This window comes from Microscilla marina ATCC 23134 (genome assembly GCF_000169175.1).
Classification (GTDB): domain Bacteria; phylum Bacteroidota; class Bacteroidia; order Cytophagales; family Microscillaceae; genus Microscilla; species Microscilla marina.
The window spans coordinates 1-23,396 of record NZ_AAWS01000081.1 but is presented as its reverse complement, the minus strand read 5'-3'; the positions used below and the strand labels follow the sequence as shown (position 1 = coordinate 23,396).

Annotated in this window: 20 protein-coding genes; 4 read left to right on the top strand and 16 right to left on the bottom strand. The window is 40.9% G+C overall.

What is annotated here, in order from left to right; genetic code table 11:
* Positions 1-59: 59 nt before the first annotated feature.
* The 4 genes from M23134_RS35710 to M23134_RS35695 form a co-directional block, all read right to left on the bottom strand.
* Positions 60-824, bottom strand: a complete 765-nt coding sequence (locus tag M23134_RS35710; protein WP_045115001.1) for a glycosyltransferase family 2 protein — start codon at positions 822-824, stop codon at positions 60-62.
* Positions 825-992: 168 nt separating this feature from the next.
* The gene (locus tag M23134_RS35705) at positions 993-1,964 is read right to left on the bottom strand and encodes an NADPH:quinone oxidoreductase family protein (protein ID WP_045114997.1); all 972 of its coding nucleotides are present in this window, start codon (positions 1,962-1,964) and stop codon (positions 993-995) included.
* A 34-nt stretch (positions 1,965-1,998) separates the two neighbouring features.
* The gene (locus M23134_RS35700; RefSeq protein WP_002705476.1) at positions 1,999-2,403 is read right to left on the bottom strand and encodes a DUF1330 domain-containing protein; all 405 of its coding nucleotides are present in this window, start codon (positions 2,401-2,403) and stop codon (positions 1,999-2,001) included.
* Positions 2,404-2,581: 178 nt separating this feature from the next.
* Positions 2,582-3,241, bottom strand: coding sequence for a TetR/AcrR family transcriptional regulator (locus M23134_RS35695; RefSeq protein WP_002705474.1), 660 nt, complete (start codon positions 3,239-3,241; stop codon positions 2,582-2,584).
* Between the two features lie 507 nt (positions 3,242-3,748).
* Here M23134_RS35695 and M23134_RS35690 point away from each other — a divergent pair.
* Together M23134_RS35690 and M23134_RS35685 are read left to right on the top strand one after the other, a co-directional pair.
* Positions 3,749-4,294, top strand: a complete 546-nt coding sequence (locus tag M23134_RS35690) for an RNA polymerase sigma factor (RefSeq protein ID WP_002705473.1) — start codon at positions 3,749-3,751, stop codon at positions 4,292-4,294.
* 45 nt (positions 4,295-4,339) lie between these two features.
* Complete coding sequence (locus M23134_RS35685) at positions 4,340-5,332, top strand: hypothetical protein (RefSeq protein WP_002705471.1); 993 nt, start codon at positions 4,340-4,342, stop codon at positions 5,330-5,332.
* Positions 5,333-5,752: 420 nt separating this feature from the next.
* Here M23134_RS35685 and M23134_RS35680 read toward each other — a convergent pair whose 3' ends face one another.
* The 5 genes from M23134_RS35680 to M23134_RS35660 all read right to left on the bottom strand — a co-directional run bounded on the left by M23134_RS35680 (position 5,753) and on the right by M23134_RS35660 (position 13,042).
* Positions 5,753-8,398: a CHAT domain-containing protein gene (locus tag M23134_RS35680; RefSeq protein WP_394330673.1), complete on the bottom strand. Its 2,646-nt coding sequence runs from the start codon at positions 8,396-8,398 to the stop codon at positions 5,753-5,755.
* Positions 8,399-8,874: 476 nt separating this feature from the next.
* The gene (locus tag M23134_RS39470; protein WP_002705461.1) at positions 8,875-9,330 is read right to left on the bottom strand and encodes a hypothetical protein; all 456 of its coding nucleotides are present in this window, start codon (positions 9,328-9,330) and stop codon (positions 8,875-8,877) included.
* Between the two features lie 215 nt (positions 9,331-9,545).
* Positions 9,546-10,412 (bottom strand): anti-sigma factor, encoded by an 867-nt coding sequence (locus tag M23134_RS35670; RefSeq protein WP_002705459.1) that lies wholly within the window; start codon positions 10,410-10,412, stop codon positions 9,546-9,548.
* Positions 10,405-10,995, bottom strand: a complete 591-nt coding sequence (locus M23134_RS35665; RefSeq protein WP_157558815.1) for an RNA polymerase sigma factor — start codon at positions 10,993-10,995, stop codon at positions 10,405-10,407. Before M23134_RS35665 ends, M23134_RS35670 begins: the two co-directional genes overlap by 8 nt.
* 439 nt (positions 10,996-11,434) lie before the next feature.
* On the bottom strand, positions 11,435-13,042 hold the full coding sequence (locus M23134_RS35660) for a M48 family metalloprotease (protein WP_157558814.1): 1,608 nt from the start codon (positions 13,040-13,042) through the stop codon (positions 11,435-11,437).
* A 713-nt stretch (positions 13,043-13,755) separates the two neighbouring features.
* On the opposite strand from M23134_RS35660, the gene M23134_RS35655 reads away from it, so the two are divergent.
* The gene (locus M23134_RS35655; protein WP_002705453.1) at positions 13,756-14,616 is read left to right on the top strand and encodes an OmpA family protein; all 861 of its coding nucleotides are present in this window, start codon (positions 13,756-13,758) and stop codon (positions 14,614-14,616) included.
* Positions 14,617-15,627: 1,011 nt separating this feature from the next.
* Here the strand turns inward: M23134_RS35655 and M23134_RS35650 are convergent.
* The 4 genes from M23134_RS35650 to M23134_RS41615 form a co-directional block, all read right to left on the bottom strand.
* Positions 15,628-15,813 (bottom strand): hypothetical protein, encoded by a 186-nt coding sequence (locus tag M23134_RS35650; RefSeq protein ID WP_045114995.1) that lies wholly within the window; start codon positions 15,811-15,813, stop codon positions 15,628-15,630.
* A gap of 378 nt (positions 15,814-16,191) precedes the next feature.
* Positions 16,192-17,160, bottom strand: coding sequence for a porphobilinogen synthase (gene hemB / locus M23134_RS35645; RefSeq protein ID WP_002705451.1), 969 nt, complete (start codon positions 17,158-17,160; stop codon positions 16,192-16,194).
* Between the two features lie 133 nt (positions 17,161-17,293).
* Positions 17,294-17,635: a nuclear transport factor 2 family protein gene (locus M23134_RS35640; protein ID WP_045114999.1), complete on the bottom strand. Its 342-nt coding sequence runs from the start codon at positions 17,633-17,635 to the stop codon at positions 17,294-17,296.
* A complete protein-coding gene (locus tag M23134_RS41615; protein ID WP_157558813.1) occupies positions 17,586-17,873 on the bottom strand; it encodes a hypothetical protein in 288 nt (95 codons plus the stop codon). Before M23134_RS41615 ends, M23134_RS35640 begins: the two co-directional genes overlap by 50 nt.
* 243 nt (positions 17,874-18,116) lie before the next feature.
* Between M23134_RS41615 and M23134_RS35635 the strand changes: the two genes are divergently transcribed.
* On the top strand, positions 18,117-19,253 hold the full coding sequence (locus M23134_RS35635) for a hypothetical protein (RefSeq protein WP_002705447.1): 1,137 nt from the start codon (positions 18,117-18,119) through the stop codon (positions 19,251-19,253).
* A gap of 214 nt (positions 19,254-19,467) precedes the next feature.
* Here M23134_RS35635 and M23134_RS35630 read toward each other — a convergent pair whose 3' ends face one another.
* From M23134_RS35630 to M23134_RS35620, 3 genes are all read right to left on the bottom strand, one after another.
* Positions 19,468-20,142 carry a hypothetical protein gene (locus tag M23134_RS35630; protein ID WP_002705445.1) on the bottom strand — a complete coding sequence of 225 codons (675 nt, stop codon included), beginning with the start codon at positions 20,140-20,142 and terminating at the stop codon, positions 19,468-19,470.
* Positions 20,143-20,275: 133 nt separating this feature from the next.
* Complete coding sequence (locus M23134_RS35625) at positions 20,276-21,199, bottom strand: dienelactone hydrolase family protein (protein ID WP_002705443.1); 924 nt, start codon at positions 21,197-21,199, stop codon at positions 20,276-20,278.
* 228 nt (positions 21,200-21,427) lie between these two features.
* On the bottom strand, positions 21,428-23,396 hold a 1,969-nt coding region (locus tag M23134_RS35620), incomplete at its 5' end, for an outer membrane beta-barrel protein (protein ID WP_002705441.1).

The following is a 23,396-nucleotide window of genomic DNA, read 5'->3' as shown; positions in this document are numbered from 1 at the left end:
ATACCCACCCGCCATTTAAGCTATCAATGGCGGCTGAGTACTACACTCCATATCGTGGGTTATTTTTTCGATTTTCTTTCTTTAAAATTATAAATTTTAAACTTACCCAGCCCCCATTTTTGCAAACGATAGGTAATAGACACCCTCAACACACCAAAACCGTATTGCATACTACGCTTAAAGTTGATACTGCTGGCTTCTTCAAAGTATTTGGTTGGGCAGGTCACTTCTCCTATTTCAAAATCGGCATAAGTAATTTGCCCCAGCATTTCATTGTCAAACACAAAGTCATCGGAGTTTACATCCAACGGAAGTTTTTCTAACACCTCACGGCTAAATGCCCTATAGCCAGTATGATATTCGGCCAGCTTTTGATTAAGCATGACGTTCTCGAAAAAGGTAAGAAAACGGTTGGCAATGTATTTATACACTGGCATTCCCCCACGCAATGCCCCTTTGCCCAAAATGCGAGACCCCAACATAACATCAAATACCCCGCGTGCTATCGGGTACACCATCGCTTCTATCAACAAGGGGGTATATTGATAATCAGGATGTACCATTACCACAATATCAGCTCCTGTTTCCAGTGCGGTGGTATAGCAAGTTTTTTGGTTACCCCCATAGCCTTTGTTGCGCTCGTGCTTAATCACCTTTTCAATGCCCAGGCGTCTGGCTTCTTCAATGGTGTTATCAGGAGAGTTATCGTCTACCAGAATTACCTCGTCTACTATGTCAAAAGGAATCTCCTGATAGGTTTGTTCAAGGGTAGCGGCTGCATTGTAAGCCGGCATTACTACTACTACTTTCTTTTGATCTATCACTACAACTTTGCGTTTTTTAGAGCACAAAGAAAAAGGTTTTTCTGTTGAATGCCAACCTGTGTTTAGGTTTCTGCAATGTGACACTCCCCTAGCCCCTCAATTTTGTACTTAAGCAAAGGTATAATTGAACACCAGTTGGCTAAACCAGTGTTCAACACTTGAATAAAGTTAAGGTTGCACAATCACCTTTCCTTTGGTTTTTCTATCCATCATATCCTGTAAGGCTTGTGGGGCTTGCTCTAATGAATACACTTTGTCTATGTAGGGTTTTAACTCTCCCTTCGTGTAATAGTTAATCAATGCCATCGTGTTTTGCATATTTTTTTGTGGCGATCGCATCGCAAAACTTCCCCAAAACACCCCTACAATCTGACACCCCTTGAGCAAAGGCAAATTTAAGGCTATTTGGGCAATACCCGCCGGAAACCCCACGACCAAAAAACGTCCTTCCCAGGCAGTGGCACGCAAAGCCGCTTCGCTATAGTCGCCTCCTACCGGGTCGTACACCACATCAGCACCTTTGCCATTGGTCAAGGCTTTTACCCGTTCTTTAAGGTTTTCCTGAGTGTAATTGATGGTTTGGTCAGCGCCATACTCTTTGCACAAAGCCAGTTTTTCGTCGGTAGAAGCTGCCGCAATCACTTTGGCACCCATGAGCTTGCCCAGTTCTATAGCTGCCAGCCCTACACCACCCGAAGCTCCCAACACAAGCAAGGTTTCACCCTCTTGTAAGTGAGCCCGATCTTTGAGCGCATGATAAGATGTACCATAAGCCATCATAAAAGCGGCTGCCACTTTAAAATCCATTGCGGCAGGCTTAGGAAACACCCCACTTGCCGGAGCGATTACCTCTTCGGCAAACCCACCGTGGGGTACTATACCAAACACCTCTTGTCCGGGTTTTAGGTGCTTTACTTCTTCGCCTACTTCTTTTACTATGCCCGCTATGTCGCTGCCTGGCGAAAACGGCAACTCAGGCTTAAACTGATACAAACCTTGTATAATCAGGGTATCAGGATAATTGACACTACAGGCTTTTACTTCAATTAATACTTCTTTTTTACCGGGCTTTTTGCTGGTGACTTCTTCTACCACCAGCGCCGAAGGCAATCCTAATTCTTTACAAAGTACAGCTTTCATTGAGATTGGTTTTGGGGTAAGTTGATAAGATTTATTATGGTTTCGTTGTTGTTTTAGATGCCAAGAGCCCCCCATAAGTCAAGGCTATTTCACGGTCGTTTTTTACTGCCTGATATTCGGGCGACATGGCCAGGTCTACAAAATGCTGTACTGAAGGGTACTCAACTATAGCCACCATATCAGGTTGGTTATTATCATCGCCAATGACGGTGTTTTGTACATACCCCGACCATATCACTTTGGCTTCAGCCTTGGCGAGTAGTGACTGCATATTTTTAAAATAACGTCTGAAGGCATCTTGCCCACTTTCGTTGCCCTGGTCAGTTTTTTCTTTAAACTTAAGAATATTGACCATTGCCACAGGAGCATCTTTAGGGTAGTCTTGTATCAGCGCCTTTATCTGGTCTGCTGTAGCGGTAATTTGATTGGTTAATTGCATAATTCAATAATTGGGAATTGGAATAAGTAGCTATTAGCTACAAATATATTTAAATTGTTAATAATCAGTGATTTGCGTATAAAGTCACGGGAATTGTCTACTTGATTGAAGGCTTAAAATACACTCTTAAAATCTTTTGGATCAATTCCCTGCCCCGTATCCACCACTTTTATACACACTACTCATCGTCTTCAAACGACGATTTGATGTCACTTTCGGCTGCTACCAGCCCAGGCAATAAGTCAATCATTTTGTAATAAAAAGTCTGCCCTTTTGGGGTAAAGTGAGGATAGTGTAACTCCAGCGATGCTCTGATCCCTTCTTGTACATCAGTATTCATTATTTCGCTCTCTATCAGCCACGAGTTGAGTACTGCCCAGGCGTTGCGGGCTAATATATCATATTGCCCCTGGTGCGACTCTGTTCTCATGTATCCTTGTTCAACGGCAAGGTCTATCACATTGCGGTTAAAGCTAATTACATTCTGGATTCTTTTTTTATAGGCTTGTCTTATGTCAGGAAACAACTTCATTATTTCCAGCGTATCGCGGTAAAAAAAACGGAATTGAATTTGAAACCTTAAATAATCACGGGTAATACTCAAGGCGTCAAAAGCTACCTCCAGGTGACTGTTTTCGAGGGTCATTCCCTCCAGGCATTGTTTCATATAGTCATACACTGCCTCCATCAACGCTTTTTTGGTAGAGAAGTGATAAGTAAGGTTACCTGGGCTTATATGGGCAGCCGCCGCTATGTCGTGCACGCGTACATTGCCCACGCCGTGTTGGTTGAATAAATCTATTGCCGTCTGGATAATTTTCTTTTTGCTTTCTTTCATCTTCCTAAATCTTTTCCTGCAATGGATATTGTCAAAGTTATAAGCAATATCTATATAACACAATATAATTAGTATTTTTATACTAATCGCTATATGCGGGCAAGACAAGTAGCAAAATAATGGGATGTGCTGAATTACCCGATAATTAAATATTTAGCCATTAAAATTATACATTGAACAGTGAGGTACACCTTAATTTTACAAAATCGTGGCTTGGCATGTTCCTTCCATCAAAAAATCCGTTAAAGATCAACATAGTATATATTTGAGTTTAACAACTGATTTATCAGGCATTGATAAGTTTAAGATAATGACAGGGTGGTAATCCATAGTACCCCCTAACTTTTGACGAATGATCAGGCATTTAGGAATAGATAGAGATGATTTTGCACCGTTCCTTAGGCACATTCTATGAGTGTATTGTACGAAATGATGAAAAAAAAACATTGACATGTCATTTTTACCTCTTGTATGCATTGTATTAGTAAAGGTTCAATAAGAAGATAGATGTTCGGAGAAGATTTCATCAAAGAAGTGAATAAGGAACTTTATCCTTTTATCAAAAAAATACTGGGAACATTCTGGGGATATACTGATATAAACAAAGATATTGAAGACGTATTGCAAGAATCATGGGAGAATTTTTTTGCTAAATACCACGAAAAAGTATCCTCACAAGAAGAAGTACGTGCTTTGATGTTTACTATAGCCAAAAATAAGGCTTTTTATCATTATAGGCGCCAGAACAGAATGATGGCAAATCACTCTGTAAGTAACGAGTATGCCCCTACTATTCACCCTGATGAGACCTACGAACTATTTTTAAGCAAAGATATTAAAATAATACTGGCTTACTTAAACGATCAACAAGCTTTCATTATAAGAGCGGCTATGCAATACGAAGAAGTTCACAAGCAAGATAAAATTGTGGACCTGATCGCAGGCGATTATAAAAAGAAGTTTGGTAAAAAATTGAACGTAGCTTCTTATCGAAAAATTAAAGAAAGGGCTCAAAAAAAGATCAAAATGATTGTGAGAGACGGCGATGTTTAATAGTAACCTGTAATGGAACGAAGAAGTAAATTTAATCATCAACCTATGGAAAAACATCCTTTTTATGCAAAAGATCAAATTGCTGCTTACCTTAATGGTACAATGTCGGATGTGCAGATGGAAGCATTTGAAAAGTTGCTAAACAATGATCCTTTTTTTGAAGCTATAGTAGAAGGAGCACGCCTGCAAAGAGTAGCCAAAAAAATGTTGGATGAAGAACCTGAATTGCTCAAAGGATATGACCAAATGGCGCACGATCGAATCTTGAGCAATATCAAAGCTAATATGCAAAAAGCAGTACTGGAAACTACCGACAAAAAAACTACTGTAAAACCATTGCATACCAGGTGGACCTGGAAAACCACTGCCGCTGCTGCAGCTGTATTGTTGATAGGGATGGGTACCTGGACTTATCAAAAAGCACAAAATACTGACTTGCCTGGTGGCGATGCCCTGGCAACCAAGTATGTATCGGACAAAACACTGGTAGATTTAACCAAAATATCGGTAAAAGCAACCCACAACCCAACCAAGGCAACTACCGGGCAAATTGAGTCTGTCATAAACCCTCAGACACTTGCCAGCAATAACACCACTCAGTCTGTAGTAACCAAGGTGCCGGTAAAGGAAGTAACTGCCAAAACGCTTACCAATGACCCAAGCAAAGACAAAGAAATGCAACAGTTGATTGCGATCAACAAGCAGGAAATCAAATATTGGGAAGATGAACTAAGCAATTACCAAACAAGCCGGGGTGCCGATGCTGTAAGCGTGATAAGCCCCATTACGGGCAACGACCTTGCCGCCAAAGAAGTGGTTTTTGAGGTAAAGTATGAAGGTAAGAGTACTTTGCTGCTCACCATATACAATGCCCAATCTATGACCAAAGCAGTGGTAATGGAATTGCCCCTGAAAAAGGTAAAAGACAACAAAACTATCAAGCATGTAATGAATGACCTAAAAAAAGGTACTTATTACTGGAAACTCACCAACGAAGAAGAAGAACTCTTTATTGGCAAGTTCAAGAAAGTAAAGTAAAAACATACCCGCTTGTAGAAAACATAAAATCGCAATGGTTTGAACAATTCAAACTATTGCGATTTTTTTTGTCGTGTTATAAGAAGGCTTTTGGCAAGACCAAGTGCTTCGCTATCGTTACCCGCTCTCTTGGTCAGCTGCGCTTAAGACCAAGAGGAGGGGACAAGCTTGGTGATGGCTTTTAGATGTAGACATACAATAGTGTACGGGTAATGGCAACGATTTGGTATAAGGGTGCTTGTAATAACGAAACGGCTATTGACTTCCATCTACCGATTTCATAAACCGCTAAAAATTAATTTATAAAATCGGTAAGTTGCTTGTAGAGCAGCGTCAAACTTGAAGCTTGTTGCTAAAAGCACCGATATGCATCGGCATCTAAGGACTTGCAGCTGTAGAAGCTATCGACTAAAATTAATTTTAAAGCTGCCCTATAATCAGGAAACCCGCCCAATCGTGGGGGCGCTTTAGGGGGTGGGTTTTGATGTATTCCTGCTTGGCAAGCTGTAGCGCCTTGCTAAAAGAATGTTTGCCCACCACCAGTTTTTTATAAAAGTTGATCATAAACTCGCTCGTAGGGCGGTCTTTTACCTTCCACAACGAATACATCACGTGGCGGGCACCCGCATACAAAAAGCTCCGGTTGAGCCCCATCATCCCTTCGCCCCGTTCTATCTTACCCGATCCCGACTCACAACTACTCAACACCACTAGGTCGGCGTTGAGGCTCAAAGCATAAATCTCATTGGCGTATAGCTTGCCCTCGTTGTAGCTGTCTTTGTTTGCTGGCGTAGGCTCAAACTGAATATAGGCAAGTTCGGGCTGTTGGGCATTGGTCACACTATGGGTGGCAAGGTGGATATATTTGTATTGCTGCCCTATAGTTTTAAAGCTTTGTTCGGTGGCGTTGGTGTGCAACACCGACTTTATCTGGTGACGCCCATTTTGCTTAAACACGTCGCTGATCTTATCAATTTCTTTTTCGGTATAAGGCAACGCCTGAGGGGGTTGGTTGGCGCTTTCATCACGGGTATTGCCTTGGCTGTTTTTGGTAAATACGGGTGCCATGCCCAAAAAATCATTGCGTTGGGCGGGTTGCTTGCGCAACATGGGTTGTACCATCAGGTTGGCAGAATAATGATACAAAAACTGGTATTGCTTGATCATAAAATCAAGCCCGTCAAACTGAGCGATCATTTCTGGGGCTTTTTTGCTAATCAAGGGTTCAAACGGAACACCCAACAGTTTGCCATCGCTTATCACAATGATTTGAGTTTTGTTGGCCATATAAGGCTCAAGGGGAGCCATCAGGGTTTGGTAGGCTTTGTAAGACGCCTTGGCAAAATCTCCGGCACGCTTACGGGTTTTGATGCTGCGCCCGTATTTTTTAATTATGCCATGAAACGATTTGCCCCCCGGCAGGGCAAGCATTTTGGCTTGGGTTTTAGACACCGCAAAGGCATATAGCTGACTAGGCGTGGTAAAGTACTCTACCAACAACGCCTGGGCAGGCAACGACTGCTGAATGCGCTTCAGGTTGACCAGAGCAGTTTTGTATTTGAGTTGGTAATAACTTGGGTAGTTTTTTTCCAGGGTTTGGGTCAGTTGCTCGTGTTGTTGGTTGAGGTCAAACAGCTTGTTTTGGTAACGATTGACTTTTACACTGTCTTTGCGTGCCTGGGCGTTTGCCAATTGCTTGGTATAGTAGGCAAGGTTTACCTTGAGGTCTTGCTCCTGGTCTACCAGCTTTTGGGGCAAACCAAAACGGGCGTTGGCTTCCTGCAATGCTTCACGCAAAATAGACGCCTTGTTGCGCTCTGAGAAATGAAACGCTAATTGGGTATACAAAGCCTCCTTGTTTTTTTGTTGACGCATCAAACGGTAGCAAGTCACCAGGGCATTTTCGTATACCTCAGCCGATATTTTTGCCAGCATGAGCTTATCCTGGTGCCGCACATATTGCTGTCTGAATTTTTGGATCAACTCATCGCATAATTGATAAGTTTTGAGGGCAATTTCTAACGAACCTGCATCGCCCTTTGCCATCAATACCGCCGCCTTGCCCCGCAGGGATTCCATAAACAACCGTCCATTGTTGTACTCACTACTACCTGGGGTTGCAGCAACGTTGTTACTGTCTTTGAATGTTTTGGAGTTGTAACAAAGGGCTTTTTGGTAAGCTTTTAATGCTTCTTGAGTTTTTAATTGATTTTGATAGACTGATGCAATAGCATTGTAGGTATTGGTGACAGGAGTATTTTGTTTGTATTTTTGCCAAATATAAAGCGACTTGTGATAATGTTTGAGAGCTTGATCATATATTTTCTGATGATAATATGTTTTTCCTTTATTAAATAAGGCACTTGCGATTAAGTGATGTGTTGCATTATACTTTTTTTTACGATAAATCAAACTTTCGTGAAAATACACTAAAGCCTTTTCATAATTCTTTGAACTGCGATATATCAACCCTAATAATTGAAAAGAGTTATCAATGCTAGCATGACCATTGCTATATATGCTTTTTCTTATATTAAGAGCTTGCTTAGCATGATATAGTGCTTTACCATACTCTTTCTTATCTTTATAAACAATTGCTAAGTTATTGAATGCATTTGCATATAAAGCCCTGCTTTCAGAGTTTTTCAGAAGGGACATGGCTTTCTTTAAATAACTTTCTGCTAATTCAAAAGCTCCTATCGACCTATAAGAACTAGCTAAATTTATGTATACACTAGGAAGGGTTTTTAAATTATTGTGTTTTAGACTTAATTGAAGGGCTTTTTTGTCATAAAAAATTGCTTTTTTGATGTGATTTCTCGAGAGGCTCAAAAAACTTAATATTGAATAGGTAAAGGCTCTAAAATGATGAGTTGAATAACTGATAGGCTTCACCTTTTGTAACAAAAGTAAAGTTGTTTCATAGCATAAGTCAAACTTTTGTAACTTGAGTAAGTTGATTATAATTTGTTTACTGTTGGTAAGGTATCGAGCCCACTTTTCGGCTTTATATAACTGTTGGTTAGTTTTGACAAAATACTGATTTGCAAGTTCAAACTTTCCCATTTTTTGCAAAGAATCAGCTTTTTGCTGAAAATTGGAAAAGTTTGTAGGTTTGGTTTGAGCTACAGTTGAATAAGTAATAGTTAATGATAGTAAAATATAAGTTAGTAATTGCCTCAAATTTTCCATGCTTCACCTGATTTAGTGTATTGGTTTTTGATATATGTTTTGTATATTTTACTATACGTATAACAATACATTTATGATAAGAGTATTTTTAGGAAAAACTTGATTTGTAAAGCTAATAAAATTCAAAGACAATTAGAAGCAAAGTTTGTGGAAAAGCTATATAACTAGTAGAATATCAAGGTAGGTGTAATCGACTTATTTTTTTACAGCACTTCTGTTGGAGTTTTTTTTAGCCTATCTTGTCACTATTTGATTAAAAACCATAAAATAACCAAGATATAAAAAGCAAAAAAGGATTGTCATTATGGCATAATAACAATCCTCTCTATTTAACTGAAGTTATCTTTTTACTATAGAGCCCCACGGTGTTCTGGTGCGTGATTAATGGTACAATACACCATACAAAGTAGATTTTTAGGATCATCTTGATCAAACCTCCAGTTCGTCTGCATAAAACCATCATCATCTATATCCGCTTCTTTAAGTGACTCATTACGATATGGCTTGACAGTAAGAGTACGACTAATAGGGTCATGAGTTTCTAATAAAATCTCATCTTCATTTACTTCAAAATGATCGTGGAGTAATGATACCCCAAACTTGTCAATGGCATTTCTTTTTCTTAATACTTCCCGCACCATCTGCAGGGTTTCGTGGTCTTCGTCGGTGAGTGGGTCTACTTCGTTGATGTCTTTGAGGGCGTGGTAGGCATTGGTTGTTTTGTTGGCAGCTCTAGTAATAGAAGCATTGTTTTCAACAGTTGTTTCAGGAGTGTCAAGAGTCAAGGTGTTTTGTCCAAGTAGCATAATCCAATAATGTTTAAAATTGTAGAGTAATTATTTTCTTTTGTTGTTTTGCCCAGTTAGAGGGGCGATGGACAAAAGTGTGAGCACTTGGCGTGATTTTTTTTTACTATTTTTTTAAATTAAACCATAACTTACTGATAATCAGAAAAATAAAAACTCATATTTTTTTTGAAAAAATATGAGTTTTTATAACCAACCACCCAAAATAAGAGGATTTACTTCTTGAGCGGCTGTATTTTTCGCTCTTTATACGCCAGCGGAATGGTGTCTTTTGGGGTCACCATATAGTATTCGCCCTGTTGGGGCCTGAACAACAAAAACAAACGACTACGTTGGGTCACCTGCCCATACACCCTGAGGGTATCTCTAAACTGATAGTATACTTCGGCGTGGTCTTTATTGGCATCGGGCAAACGATTATAAAAATACACTGGGCGGTAGGTGGTACGCACCCCGGCGGCTTTGCCAAACCCCATGCCTTGCTCGGTGACAATTTCGGGCAACGAGTCGAGTTGGCTGCGCAAAGGCGACAAAGCTGGAGGAGCCTTCAGGGTTTTGCCTGGTGGAGTTTTACTACTGGCTTGTTTTTCTACCACTGGTTTTTCCTGGCTCTCTTTACCTGGTTGGGAAGTAGACCGCCCTTCGGGGAGTTTTGCCCGCAGCAGCAAGGTTTCTTCAGCAATAGAGTGTTGGGGCAAGGTAGCCAATTCACTGGCTTTGGCGGCTGTATGTTGGTGCCTTGCCGATAGCCAAACCCCGCCGCTGAGCAAAGCCCCTGCCGCTATGAATAGAATAATCAGGTTTTTGAAGCCTTTTGTCCGCTTGCTTTGTTTAAAAGTGTCTTTCGCTGTTTTTTTGATAAAATCCTTATTGTCTTTAACCACCTCATCGAGCAAATCGTCCAGGTCTTGCATGACAAAAGCCGCCTCAATGTGGGTATTTATTTCTTGTTGCAAGGCTACATCATTGCGCAGGGTGGTGTCGCGCTTGAGCAATGCCTCAAACTTTTTGGTATCTTGTTCCGACAAGCTACCTTCTATATATTGCTGGATCAATAGTTCGCGGTTCGTTTGATTAATCATTTCTTGGGTGTTTTAAAGTTGAATAGATGCTTCTAAGTTTTTTTATACACTTGGACGCCCGCTGTCTGATGGCATCCGGAGCCGACTTTTGCTCTTGGGCAATGTCTTTCCAGGAGGCGTTAGAATAATAGTATTCTTTGATCAACTGCTGACATTTGCTATCGAGCTTTACTATAGCTTGTTGTAAGGTGTCTACATTTTCATCTTTCGACACCGCTTGCTGGTATAAATCCTGGCTTAGCTTGTGCTCTTGCCGAGGGCTAATGTCTCCGTAATGATAAGGAGATTCTTGTTGTTTTTTTGCCTTGTTCATCTGTACTCTTTGGGCAATGGTATAAAAGTAAGTGCTCAGCTTACTGGATTGCAACGACCATTGTGGGTTTTGTATGGTGCGGTGCAGTGCTATAAACGAATCGCGAAACAATTCGGTGGCATTTTGTTCGGTTTCGGCGGGCGACTTAGAGTAAGACAGTACTATTTTGCACAAACTGGCAAAGTTTTGCTTCATGAGTGCTTTGGTTGCATGATTGCGTTGCAAAGAGTTGCCTCCCCGCAAACTGCTGATTATTTCCTGGTCTTTCATTTTAGTTGGACTTGTTTTGGTTTTAGAATAAATTAACTGGTGAGGTGTATCAATAAACACCCTGAAAAATGCAATGCTTTTGAAGGTTCTATCAACACCGAACAATGTTATCGAATTTGTTTGTTTTCTTTTGTTTGTTTCCTGCGCTTTTGGCTTGCCATAGGGTCAACTTTCAGCACAAGGCTTTTGTGATAATCCAACAAAAAAATTCCCTCAAATAATTATTATTACAGTGTTTGATATTAATATTCCATAGTGAATTGTAGTCAAAGTTGATGACTCATCATCAGGCGAACACGAATTTAAAAGCTATGATTTACAGCTATTCATCAGGAAAACATTTCTCGCATCCGCTACTGACTATCGACTAAACGCTATAGACTATTATTACACAGCATTGAACTCGAACCAATGAAATTATTGCAAAGGTATTCAATAGTTATTCAACTTTGCGATAAATCATCCATCCAATGATGTTGTTTTTTTTTGTCTCTATGATGATATTTCGGTTTTTGTAGATATAAAAATTGCCCGGCAGTTGGCTTGGTTTGCCCAACACCGCCGTCAGTTTTTTGACAGGATCTCCTACTTTTACCCCCAGCAAGTTGAGTTGGTGATTATTTCCAGGAGTAAAACACACCTCATACACCAGCATTTCGTTTTGTTGGTCTTCGCTGAGGTTGGCTTCTTCGGTTTTTATTTTGATATAATGATACCCCGAAGGTAATGCCTTTTGGGCGGGTCTTACTTCAAAATAAGGGCGCATCGCTACCACCGTTTTACTGGTTTTGAGCTGGGTAATATGGGCAAAAGCCTGGGTTTGTGGACGAAAGCCCGCCGTGTTGGGTGTAGCATGCAGTGCCTCTTTTTTTACTTCTTCTATCAAATCTGCCACCTCGTATTCTTTCATTGCCTTTAGCCTTGCCGAAAATCGGTCTTTTGCCTGAGGCACCAGTTTTTTATAAATGGCATAGTTACACCGGGCGATATAGTTGTTTGAGGCAGCAATGGCAGCCTTAAAGTGTTGGGTAGCTTTGGGGTGGTTGTCGCGGTAGGCATACACCAACGCCAACAACGAATGCGCCTGCGGGGGTAACTTACCAGCTTCGTTGGCAAGCTCCAGTAGGTTATCGGTAGCCGAGCCAAACTTGCGTTGCATAATCTGTAAACAGGCAAGGTTGAGGCGTGCGGTGTGGTAGTTTTTGCGAATGCTCAACGCCTGGCGCAAAAGCAACTCCGATTTTTCAAATAGTTGGGGTAAGTTTACCTTGGGCTGCTCAGACCTAAGCGAGGTGCTGCCATCAAACTCAAAGGGAAACAAAAAGATCCGTTGGTACAATGGCTTTACCTGTGCAATTGTACTCAAATAAGATACAGCCAGGTTATTACACATTTCGGCACTTTTAAAGTGTTTGTTAAAAATAAACTCCAGACACTCAATTGACTTACCCAGTTTGCCTATAGCATACAAAAACTTGGCACTGTTAAACACCTCGCCCAGGTTAAAGTCTTGTATCTCCTTTACCTTTTGCAAACCCAGTTTTTTTCGGGCATCTTTGGCTGGGTAATGAGCAATGTTTTCGTGGAGTTTATACACCTCATATATTTTGTCGAGCAAGCGGGCGTATAGCTCAGGGCTTACTTTGTAGCCTGCCACATGTGCATAAAAACAGCCCCATTTATCAGCGTCTTTTTCGTGGGTTTTTATGTCGTTGGCATCTCCTGGCGAGTGTTTGAGGTAATGATGTGCCATTTCGTGCCCCAGCACAAACGCCAATACTACAGTAGAGTCTTTGCCAAACGAGCGGCTGATTTGAAACATTTGCTCATCTAATAATATTTGGGGTTTTTGGTAGTTGGTATAAAGTGCTGGCTGGTTGAGTTTCTTTCGTACTTTTAGCTCAGGTATAATACCATCGTTGCCAAAATAGTAGGCGAGTGTATTTAAAACTTTTTTTGCCTGCTGTGCTTGGTTTTGGGCATGAACATTGAATACCTGACCGAAAGCTATTGATAATAGCATAAGATTAAAAACTAGTTTTTTCATAAACATTTTAATTTAAATATGAATTGGTTTGTAACTATTCCTTGAAAATTGCTTCGAATTTTCTCGCTGAAATGCAATGACTGAGAGGGTAGTTGGATGGCAAAAGAGTACTGGTAGCAAGGGGCTATTGTTGCCAAAAAGTCCATTGCTTGCATGCTGGGCTTATAGCGGGATAGCAAAATGGCAACTTGTTGAAAAGCATGGCTTTGTCACGCAAAATAAACGAGTTGCTTAAGCATATTCAAATATTAGAAAGCATCAGGATGGTTTGAACTACAAAAAAGCATGTTAGGAAATGAAGAATACTTTTTGTAGCGTTTGTCAGACACACAAGGCCACAGGTATATACAGCCAGTGGCTATGGCAATAAAGTAGCTTTAGTAATGAGTGAAATGATAGATAGTTTGTGAGAGTGTATACCCCCGGTTTTAATACTAACTAAACTTATAACTACAATCCCTTACTTTTTATGAGTGGAGAAAGTTTACAAATACCAATCGATATTAAAATGTAACTATTAAAATAAGCATAAAAAACCTGTTTTGGAACTCGAATGAAGCATTTCGCTCAAAATTTATAGTTGTATATTACTATTATGTTTACTTCTGCTATGTATGGTTTGGGGGTCTGCGCAAAAGTAATTGTGGTGATTATTTAATAACTTTGTCAGAAATTACTTGTAAACCTTGAATAGTTAAACTGAAAATTTAGTTATGAGAAGAATCTATATAGTAGTGCTTGCTTGCTTATTAGGCACCAGTCTTTCATCTTGCCTGGTGTCAAAGAAAAAATACGACGCTGAAGTAGCCGCCAAAAACAAGTTGATCAAAGAAAAAAAGCGTTTGCAAACCGAGCGTAGAAAACTATTGGGGCAAGTAGCCAACCTAAAAAACGATACTACCCGTTTGGGCAAAGAGCTGCGCGACTTAAACCGCAAGTATGCATCGTTGCGTGAGTCGAGCAACCTTACCACAACCCAACTACGCAAGCAGCTCAACGAGCGCCAAAAAGAGCTGCAACGCAAAGAACAACTGCTTGCCAACCGTGAAGCAGTAGTACAAAAGCTAAAGGCGGCTATAGACCGCAAAGACAATTTGCTGAAAAACCTGTTGGGCAAAGTGCGCAATGCGCTTAAGAACTTTAACCCTGACGAACTTACCGTGACAAGTAAGAATGGTAAAATATATGTATCGCTTGCCGAAAAACTACTGTTTAAGTCGGGGCGGACAGATGTAGACCGTAAGGGTAAAAAGGCATTGGGTAAGCTTGCCGAGGTTTTGAACAAAAACCAAGACATTGATATTCAGATAGAAGGGCATACAGACAGTATTCCTATTACTACGGCAAGGTTTCGCGACAACTGGGACTTGAGCGTATTGCGTGCCACCTCTATAGTGCGCATTTTAGTAAAAGACTACGAGGTAGACCCCAAAACCCTGACTCCGGCAGGCAGGGGAGAAACTACTCCGGTGGCTTCTAACAAAAACAAAGAAGGCAGGGCAAAAAACCGCCGCATAGAAATTGTGCTTTCGCCCAAGTTAGATGAACTGTTTCAGTTGTTAGACCAGGGCTAATGAGATCGTATACTTTATGAAAAGCAAAAAGCCCCTTGAGTGCATACTCAAGGGGCTTTTTTGTAGGAGATATTTTTACAATAGTGTAATACCAAATCGTTGCCATTACCCGTACACTAAATTCTTTGTATGTCTACATCTAAAAGCCATCACCAAGCTTGTCCCCTCCTCTTGGTCTTAAGCGCAGCTGACCAAGAGAGCGGGTAACGATAGCGAAGAACCTGCATTGTGTTGGTCTTGCCATTAAGATCACTACAAGTAAGTTTGTATGGGTTTTTAATCAGACTTGGTATAACGCTTTTTACGTCGATTAGGTCAAACTAGCCAAGTAAACAATCAAACAACTCAGTAGCATCGAAAAATAACTATCAAACCATTAGCTTTCACGCAACAACTGTCAATCGTCGACTGAACATTGTAAATACCGCACACCAAGCTTGTCCCCTCCTCTTGGTCTTAAGCGCAGCTGACCAAGAGAGCGGGTAACGATAGCGAAGAACCTGCATTGTGTTGGTCTTGCCATTAAGATCACTACAAGTGCGTTTGTATGGGTTTTTAATCAGACTTGGTATAACGCTTTTTACGTCGATTAGGTCAAACTAGCCAGGTAAACAATCAAACAACTCAGCAGCATCGAAAAATAACTGTTAAACCATTGGTTTGCACGCAACAGCTGTCAATCGTCGACTGAACATTGTAAATACCGCACACCAAGCTTGTCCCCTCCTCTTGGTCTTAAGCGCAGCTGACCAAGAGAGCGGGTAACGATAGCGAAGAACCTGCATTGTGTTGGTCTTGCCATTAAGATCACTACAAGTGAGTTTGTATGGGTTTTTAATCAGACTTGGTATAACGCTTTTTACGTCGATTAGGTCAAACTAGCCAAGTAAACAATCAAACAACTCAGCAGCAGCGAAAAATAACTATCAAATCATTGGTTTTCACGCAACAGCTGTCAATCGTCGACTGAACATTGTAAATACCGCAAGGTAGGGCTGTGGACTGCTGTTTTTAGTGATTGTATAAAATACGACTAACTTGCGCTCGATGAGCTTGCCAGGCTTTCTGGCGAATAGTGGGCTCAGGGGGATATTGCTTATGACGAATTACATATTTAGGAACAAATACTAAATCTTGGATATCTGTTGACTTGTTGTATTGATAGTCGAGCCCAAGGCTATTTCTTGTAAATTGCATAGGCTCGAAAAAATTTTTCGTGGGTTTCACAACAACATAATAACCTGAACCATTACTAAAATTAGGACAATCTAGCGACTGCCCACCAGAGAATAATGAGCAAAAAAGGTAATAAACCAAACACTATTCCTTTGCAAAAATCTTCTATAAACTGAATGAAATTAGACATATCGAATAATGATTAATGAAAAATCCCCTTGCCTTATACTCAAGAGGATTTGTGCATTTATTTTTTTTCATAAGTACCAAGGCAGCATTAAATATACCTAATGAGTAGATGTAACTACTATATTATGATGAGCAAGTGGCTCTTACTTGTATTACTTGCTGCTACTTAGTTGTTTACTACTTAACACAAAAAGAGAACGATTTATTTGTTTAATTGCTCAACAAAGCAAATTCTTTGGCAAAATAGGTCAAAATTACATCAGCTCCAGCACGTTTAATGCTCAACAAACATTCTTGCATTGCCTGCGTACCATCCAGCCAGCCCTGTTGGTCGGCAGCCTTGATCATGGCATATTCGCCGCTTACGTTATAAGCAGCTATAGGTAAGTCAAAATCTTGCTTTAAAGTTCTAATGACATCCAGGTAAGGCAAGGCTGGTTTTACCATCAAGAAATCAGCTCCTTCCGATTCGTCCAGTTCTGCTTCTATCAGTGCTTCCCGGCGATTGGCAGGGTCCATTTGGTAAGTTTTCTTATCGCCAAACTTAGGAGCCGAATCCAGGGCATCGCGGAAAGGACCATAAAAAGCGCTGGCATATTTGGCGGTGTATGCCATAATAGACACGTCTTCAAAACCCTCATCATCCAATGCCTCTCTTATAAACTCAACCCTGCCATCCATCATGTCTGAAGGTGCCACTATATCTGCTCCAGCTTTGGCCTGAGCTACTGCCATTTCGGCCAAAACCTCCAGGGTTTCGTCATTAAGAATTTTACCCTCCTGTACTATGCCATCGTGTCCGTCAGAGCTGTAAGGGTCCATTGCCACATCGGTGATGATGCAAGCATCTTCGTAAGTAGCCTTGATATCGCTAATGGTTTGCAGGTATAAACCCTCTACATTGGTAGACTCACTTGCCATTTTGTCTTTTTTATCTTCGGGCAAACTCGGAAAAATTGCAAAAGATTTGAGCCCCAAAGCCATACATTCGCCTATTTCGGTAAGCAACAAATCGGGCGAATAGCGGTAAATACCAGGCATAGAAGCCACTTCAGCTTTTTCGCTTTCTCCTTCAATCACAAACAACGGAAAAATCAGGTCTTCCACGCTTACCCTGGTTTCTTGTACCATTTTTCGAATCACAGAGGATTTTCGGTTACGACGAGGTCTTTTGAACATAAGTATTTTTGTTTTTTTATCTACAAGTCAATGGGTAGCAAAGTTAAAACTTAAACTTTTGTTGTGAAACAATTAAGGGTTTATATAGGCTGCCTCTTTTAGTAATAAGGTTTAAGGTAAAGTACCTGTTGTGCTACTTAATCACCATACACCGGCTAATCTTACCCTTGGTTACCTCGTATACCACGGCAAGCTCTACTACATCGTTGCCCAGACGCCCGCTAATGCGTTCGTGGTCAATCACCCGGTTGCCAATAACCGAGCGATGGATAAGCTCACTATGCAGCTTAGGCGAACTTTCAAACAGTTTTTGGTATACTTCTTTTACTTTAGCTTTGCCCTTGGCCAGCACTTGGTCGCCTGGAAAGCTGAGCAAAGTAGCATCATCGCTAAAAAGTGCCATAAAAGCATCAATATCGTGCTTGTTATAAGCGTCGAGTTGTTGTTGTACCACTTGGGCGGCGTTGGTTGTCATAGGGGTATTGTTGTTTGATTCTGTAGAGTTGCATCCTGCCAACAGTAGCAAACCTAAAAGTAAAAAGAATGATTGATTTAACATAAGTGTCTGAAGTTTTGTTGTGACAACTTACCAACAAAAGAGAATGTTTAACAAGGGGACATTCTTCTCCCAAAAACCCTCTTAACAGCGGGTTTTGCCCTACCAACTCCACTGATATACCTGCCAACTGTTTTAGGCGTTTAACCCAATACATTGGTCTAATATACAGTAAGTTAGTATTCAACTAAACTTACAAATAGTTACATTTGGGTCAAGGTTTCCAAACCTGTATAACCATCCATATAAAAGTTAAAAATTACTTAAAATTACCTGCACCACAGCAATTGGGTAAATTATCTGTTAAATTAAAAAAAGTAAAGGCAGGCTTGTGGTGCATACACCTGGTAGTAAGTCGTCTCTATACAACCATCAAACCTCTGTTTTAACAAAATAACTTATGCAAAAACTTTCTTACTTTATTTGTCTATTGGCATTGAGCATTCCCTCTTTTGCCACCGATCTGACCGAAAACTTTATAAAAGGTACACCCAAAATAAGTTCTATGAGTCAGCTTGCTTTTGGGCCTCAGGGTATATTATTTATTGGCGACTCAAAATCGGCTACTTTGTTTGCCATTGCCTTGGATGACAAAACCGCACCGGTTAAAAAAGCCTCACTCAAAATTGCCGACCTGGAAGGTAAAATCGCTGCCCTGTTGGGAGCTAAAAAAAGCGATGTAATGGTGCATGACATAGCCGTCAACCCTTTGTCAAAAAACATTTACCTGGCAGTATCAAGGGGGAGAGCCAAGGGAGACTCTTATTGGAAGTTGCCCAATGATCTGGACGATGCAACGATTTTGATTAGAATAAAAAACGGGAAAGCGTTTGAAGAGGTGTCATTGAACAACATTAAATATTCTCAGGTGACCATTCCTAACCCTATTGACAAAAAGAAAAAAAACTGGAGAGGTAAGTTTCGCCCCGATGTAATCACTGACATTGCCTATGCCAATGGGCAAGTATATGTATCGGGCTTGTCAAACGAAGAGTTTGCTTCTACTTTCCGCAAAATCCCCTTCCCTTTTAGCAACCAGGTAACCAGTAGTAGCATAGAGATTTACCATGCAGCCCATGGGCAGTATGAAACCAAGTCACCCATTAGAACTTTTTTGCCTTATAACCTCAACGGTAAGCCTCATATCCTGGCGGCATACCTTTGTACACCGCTGGTCACCATTCCGGAAGACCAACTGAAAAATGGCCAACATGTAAAAGGGCGCACTATAGCCGAATTGGGCATGGGCAATATGCCGCTTGATATGGTAGTGTACAAAAAAGATGACAAAGACTATATATTGATGGCAAACACTACCCGCAATGCAATGAAGTTTTCTATAGAAGACATAGCAAACACCAAGGTAAACCTTACCACCAAAACCCAGGTGCCTTTTGCCTCAGAGGGAGTAAAGTATATCTCATTTCCCCGTTTGTTGCAGCAACTGGCCAATTATGACGACAAAAACCTGTTGGTGGTGATGCGTATGCCCAATGGTTCGCTTGTCATGGGGCTTCAGCCTATTAAGTGGTTGTAAGACTGTCGATGGTTCAATGCTGTTTCCTTAACAAAGCCTTTAGCTTTTAGCCATTAGCTTTAGCCTAGCTCAGATGGCTCACGCGTCTGTTTTTTTTAATGCACAAAGCTTAAGGAAACAGCATTGGTCGATTGTCGATAGTATTGGTGCCTTGGCTGTCTAAGTTTTCGTTAACGCTTTTTTATATCACTTTGAACTGTTGGCAACCCAACACTTATGTCCAGTTAGGTACCTTCAAATCTCCCAGCTTTTTAGGAATGCGTACTTTGAGCTTTGTCTTTTGTTTTTTAAGCGGGTACAAATCATCAAAGGGTGTCTCAATCGTTGGATCTTTCAGCTTTTGTTCTTCCGGGGTGATCGCCTTATTGATATAAATGCCATTTTTGAGTTGGCGTAAAGTGGTGATTTTCTTTTTGAGTTTTTTCTCCAATGCATCCAATCCCTTCTGATAACTGCCGTTTACATAGCTTAGGGCGTAGTGCTCGGTGGCTCCTATCACTTTGTCCCCTTCGTCAAACTTACCGTTTTTGTTGTGATCGGCAAAAGCTACCAGAAAACCAATAGACATTCTAAAGCGTCGCGTTACCAGACAACTTCTGGTAAGTGGAGGTTCAGTAATTGTAAAACTATACTTGCCATTTTTTTTCACCTTTCCCACATTTGCCGACATATTCCAGGTTCTTTGCTCTCCTTTTTCCTTTAGGTTCAAGTCGTCGTGGTGCCATAGCACCCCTACCAATAGGTGAGCATAGTTTTTTAGCTCTTTTTCATCTACAATACTGCCCTTCAGGTGTACCCGAAACTTTTGCTTAAGTATTTGTGCATTGCCCTGGAGGTATACGCCCCCAAAACATAAGGCAAAAAACAGTAAAAAACGTGTTTTCGTCATCGTATGTAAGTTTATAAGTTATAATGTATAGGGCAATAAGTACCAAGGCAGCATTAAACACACCTAATGAGTAGGTGTAACTACCATAGAGCAAGTTGTTCTTACTTATAGCTAATTACTTGCTGCTACTTGGTTACAGTCGTTTTTTCAAAAACTTCAAAGTCTTCTTGTAAGCATCTTTTGCTGCCTTTTTTTCATAACGGGGGCTGCTTGGGTTGGCAAAAGCGTGAGCTGCATCATATTGATGAATACGCACACTCTTGTCGATACTCTTCATCTTGGTTTCAAAAGTATTCACTATTTTTGGGGTAATCCAACGGTCTTTTTTGGCAAAAATGCCCAATACATCTGTTTTGAGTAGTTTCAAACGTGCTACATTTTTTTCGGGCATACCATAGTACATTACACAAGCTGCCGCCTGTTTGCCTGCCAAAATAGATGCCTGCAGCGACCAACCTCCACCAAAACACCAGCCAATAGTGCCTATCTTTGCCTTATTGCCAGTAGCCTTGTTAGCCATTGCCAAAGCTCCTTTAATGATTGCCTCGGCACGGGCGGTTTGTGTATTACGCATATACTTACCTGCGTCTTTGCGGGTAGTCGCTACCTTGCCATCATACAAGTCTAGTGCTACTACATTTACCCCTTGTTTTTTCAGGTCTTTGAACAGTTGATCTGCTTCTTTTTTCACATTTTTGTTAAGTCCCCACCATTCGTGTATCACCAACAAATAACGCGGGCTTTTGCCGGATGCCATATTTACATAAGCTTTAGATTTTTTGCCATCGGTAGTGGCAAACTCTATCATCTTGCCCTCAGGCATATAGCCTTGCCAGGCAATGGGCATTTCGTGGCTTGCCACAAACGATGGGTCATAGGTGAGGTCAGCAAATTCTTCAATGGCAGCATAAGCGGCGTCACTTTCGTTGGAATGACAGCAAGTAAACTTGTTTTTGGGCGCCTCTGCCGGGCGAATATTGATAAGTGTAAACGCGGTAACTGTAGCAAGAATGCCCGTGACCAATAATACTTTTACTAGTTTGGTGTACTGTTGCATTGGCTTAAAATTAACGTTGAGTGGTTAAGTAATACAATGATTTTGCTTTTGGAATCTTACAATATAATCATTTTGCCCCGTTTGAGTGTGTTCCTGAAAAATTATCAATCAAAAAAGGCATACAAACACATTTGGTGCACCTTGCTTTGTATTTTTAATAGTAATTGTTTGATTAGCCGTTTACATTTACTTGTTCATGAAGCAAGACTACACACTGCTTATCACAGGCTAAAAAGGCCTTCTGCGTTCGCGTTTTTTCTTGGGAATAGCCCCTTTGAAATTTTTAAATTTATAGCTAAAAGTTGCCATGACATATTGCTGCAACACATTGGTTTGGGTGCTTTGAATAGACGCATCACTTACCACACGTTGCAAACTGTTGTTTTGCCCCAATACATCAAACACTGTAATCCTTATTTCTCCCTGTCGTTTCTTAAATAGTTTTTTACCTACGCTCATAGACCACAGCCAAAAATCCTGGTTGAAACCATCTGCCAAACCATTGTAAAACTGGTGGTTGATGTCTGAGTGAAACACCCAACCTTTCAGAAAAATAAGGTGGAGTCTGAAAGCTGTATTTTGGTTAAAAAACGCATTATTTGCTGCGGTGTTGAGGCTATTGATTACCCAGTTGTACGACGACCGTGAACTCAAGGTAAAATCTACATTTTGGCTAATATTACTACTCAAAGTCAGGTTTATCCCACCTGTATAATTGTTCGATAAATTGTTTTGCTCGTTTACCAAGCCTGGCGTACGGGTAAGCATGGCATTGGGCGAAATACTCAAATTACTTTTGATAAAGTTGAGCGGAAAACCATAAGTAACAAAAGTACGCAAACGGTAGTAGCCATCCAGGTTTACCGACTGAGTAAGCTGAGAACCTCTTTGTACCAAATAATCGTTCACCATCGTGTCTTGCTGGGCTATCAGTGTGTTTTGCCCTATGTAATTGTTGGTATATTCGGCACTCACCAAAGCAAAGAAAATACTGGCTTTGTCAGCGTTGGTAAATCTAAAGCGCGCAAACAGACGATGGGTCAGGGCTTGTTTTAGCTCAGGGTTGCCCGTTTCCAGCTGCACCGGGTTGCTATTGTCTATGACGTTTTGTAATTGCTCTACAGTAGGTGTGGTGGTATTGGTTCGATAAAACACCCGCAGGTTTTTACTTTTACTAAAGCGATAGCTATACATAGCCATGGGCAATATATTTACAAAGTTGCGTTGAACCTGAAACTCACCTGGCAACACTTGCTTGCTGGTAAGTTCAGCATTTTGGTAGGTCAGCCGTACCATCATGCGTTGTCGTTTGGGGCGAGTCATAAAACCCAGGGTAGTTTTGTGCGCAAAATAGTTGTTTTCATTGGTGTTTGACAACGGCACATTCAAGCTATTGTATTGTTGGTCGGTTTCTACAAAATCAAAAGTCCTTTTATCAGACGTACCCGTTTGCGACTCTATGCCATAAGTAAACATAGCCATGCTTCTAAAAGCCACAGGTTCGGTATAAGTGACATTTGCCGACAGTGTACTATTATTGACCAACAGGTCAGAAAACTGGTTAAGATTGTCGGTTTCAGTCTCGTTGTCATCAAAATAATTATTGAGCGAGTTTAAATAACTTTCACCCTGGTTTTGATTATAGGTATTGTTTACCCGCACCGATAGGGTACGTCTTCGGGTAGCAAAACGATGGCGAATAAGTAAAAAGTTAGTGAGGCTTATCCCAGTAAGGGCAGACTCAAAATTGTTGTTAAAATTATTTAGTTCAGTACTATTTAAGGTGGTTTGTCCGAGCTCTGCACTATTGCCATTGTTTTGCTGCATACTCAGGCGGGGCGACCATACTATAGAGGTATGGCGGTTAAATTTATAACGTAAACGCATATTGAGCCTGTGGTTGGTGTTTATACTATTAGCAATGCCGTTTTCGTCGTATACTTGCCCTTGAGTATTGCCCAACAAATACTCTTCACTGGTCAATTGTTGCGAAAGATTGTCAGTGCGATTAAAAAAGTAGTTAGCCGATACATCCAGTTGACCATTCAGCAACTTGTCTGCATAGTTTACCCCAAAAGCGTGAGTTTGGACCACCCCATCTTGCTCGTTTACCAAAAAATCGTTGACACTGGTACCCCCTCGGCTGCCTCCCCTTCGTCGCCCACGTCGTCCGCCACCTGCACTTGCCACCCCTACC

Coding starts and splice junctions, on each gene's coding strand:
- M23134_RS35640 (WP_045114999.1), bottom strand. CDS start 17,635: ATGACAACCAACGCCGCCCAAGTGGTACAACAACAACTCGACGCTTAT.
- hemB (WP_002705451.1), bottom strand. CDS start 17,160: ATGTTCAAAAGACCTCGTCGTAACCGAAAATCCTCTGTGATTCGAAAA.
- M23134_RS35665 (WP_157558815.1), bottom strand. CDS start 10,995: ATGAAAGACCAGGAAATAATCAGCAGTTTGCGGGGAGGCAACTCTTTG.
- M23134_RS35705 (WP_045114997.1), bottom strand. CDS start 1,964: ATGAAAGCTGTACTTTGTAAAGAATTAGGATTGCCTTCGGCGCTGGTG.
- M23134_RS35650 (WP_045114995.1), bottom strand. CDS start 15,813: ATGCAATTTACAAGAAATAGCCTTGGGCTCGACTATCAATACAACAAG.
- M23134_RS35625 (WP_002705443.1), bottom strand. CDS start 21,199: ATGCAACAGTACACCAAACTAGTAAAAGTATTATTGGTCACGGGCATT.
- M23134_RS35685 (WP_002705471.1), top strand. CDS start 4,340: ATGGAAAAACATCCTTTTTATGCAAAAGATCAAATTGCTGCTTACCTT.
- M23134_RS35700 (WP_002705476.1), bottom strand. CDS start 2,403: ATGCAATTAACCAATCAAATTACCGCTACAGCAGACCAGATAAAGGCG.
- M23134_RS41615 (WP_157558813.1), bottom strand. CDS start 17,873: ATGTATTGGGTTAAACGCCTAAAACAGTTGGCAGGTATATCAGTGGAG.
- M23134_RS35655 (WP_002705453.1), top strand. CDS start 13,756: ATGAGAAGAATCTATATAGTAGTGCTTGCTTGCTTATTAGGCACCAGT.
- M23134_RS35690 (WP_002705473.1), top strand. CDS start 3,749: ATGTTCGGAGAAGATTTCATCAAAGAAGTGAATAAGGAACTTTATCCT.
- M23134_RS35660 (WP_157558814.1), bottom strand. CDS start 13,042: ATGAAAAAACTAGTTTTTAATCTTATGCTATTATCAATAGCTTTCGGT.
- M23134_RS35635 (WP_002705447.1), top strand. CDS start 18,117: ATGCAAAAACTTTCTTACTTTATTTGTCTATTGGCATTGAGCATTCCC.
- M23134_RS35695 (WP_002705474.1), bottom strand. CDS start 3,241: ATGAAAGAAAGCAAAAAGAAAATTATCCAGACGGCAATAGATTTATTC.
- M23134_RS35680 (WP_394330673.1), bottom strand. CDS start 8,398: ATGGGAAAGTTTGAACTTGCAAATCAGTATTTTGTCAAAACTAACCAA.
- M23134_RS35630 (WP_002705445.1), bottom strand. CDS start 20,142: ATGACGAAAACACGTTTTTTACTGTTTTTTGCCTTATGTTTTGGGGGC.
- M23134_RS39470 (WP_002705461.1), bottom strand. CDS start 9,330: ATGCTACTTGGACAAAACACCTTGACTCTTGACACTCCTGAAACAACT.
- M23134_RS35670 (WP_002705459.1), bottom strand. CDS start 10,412: ATGATTAATCAAACGAACCGCGAACTATTGATCCAGCAATATATAGAA.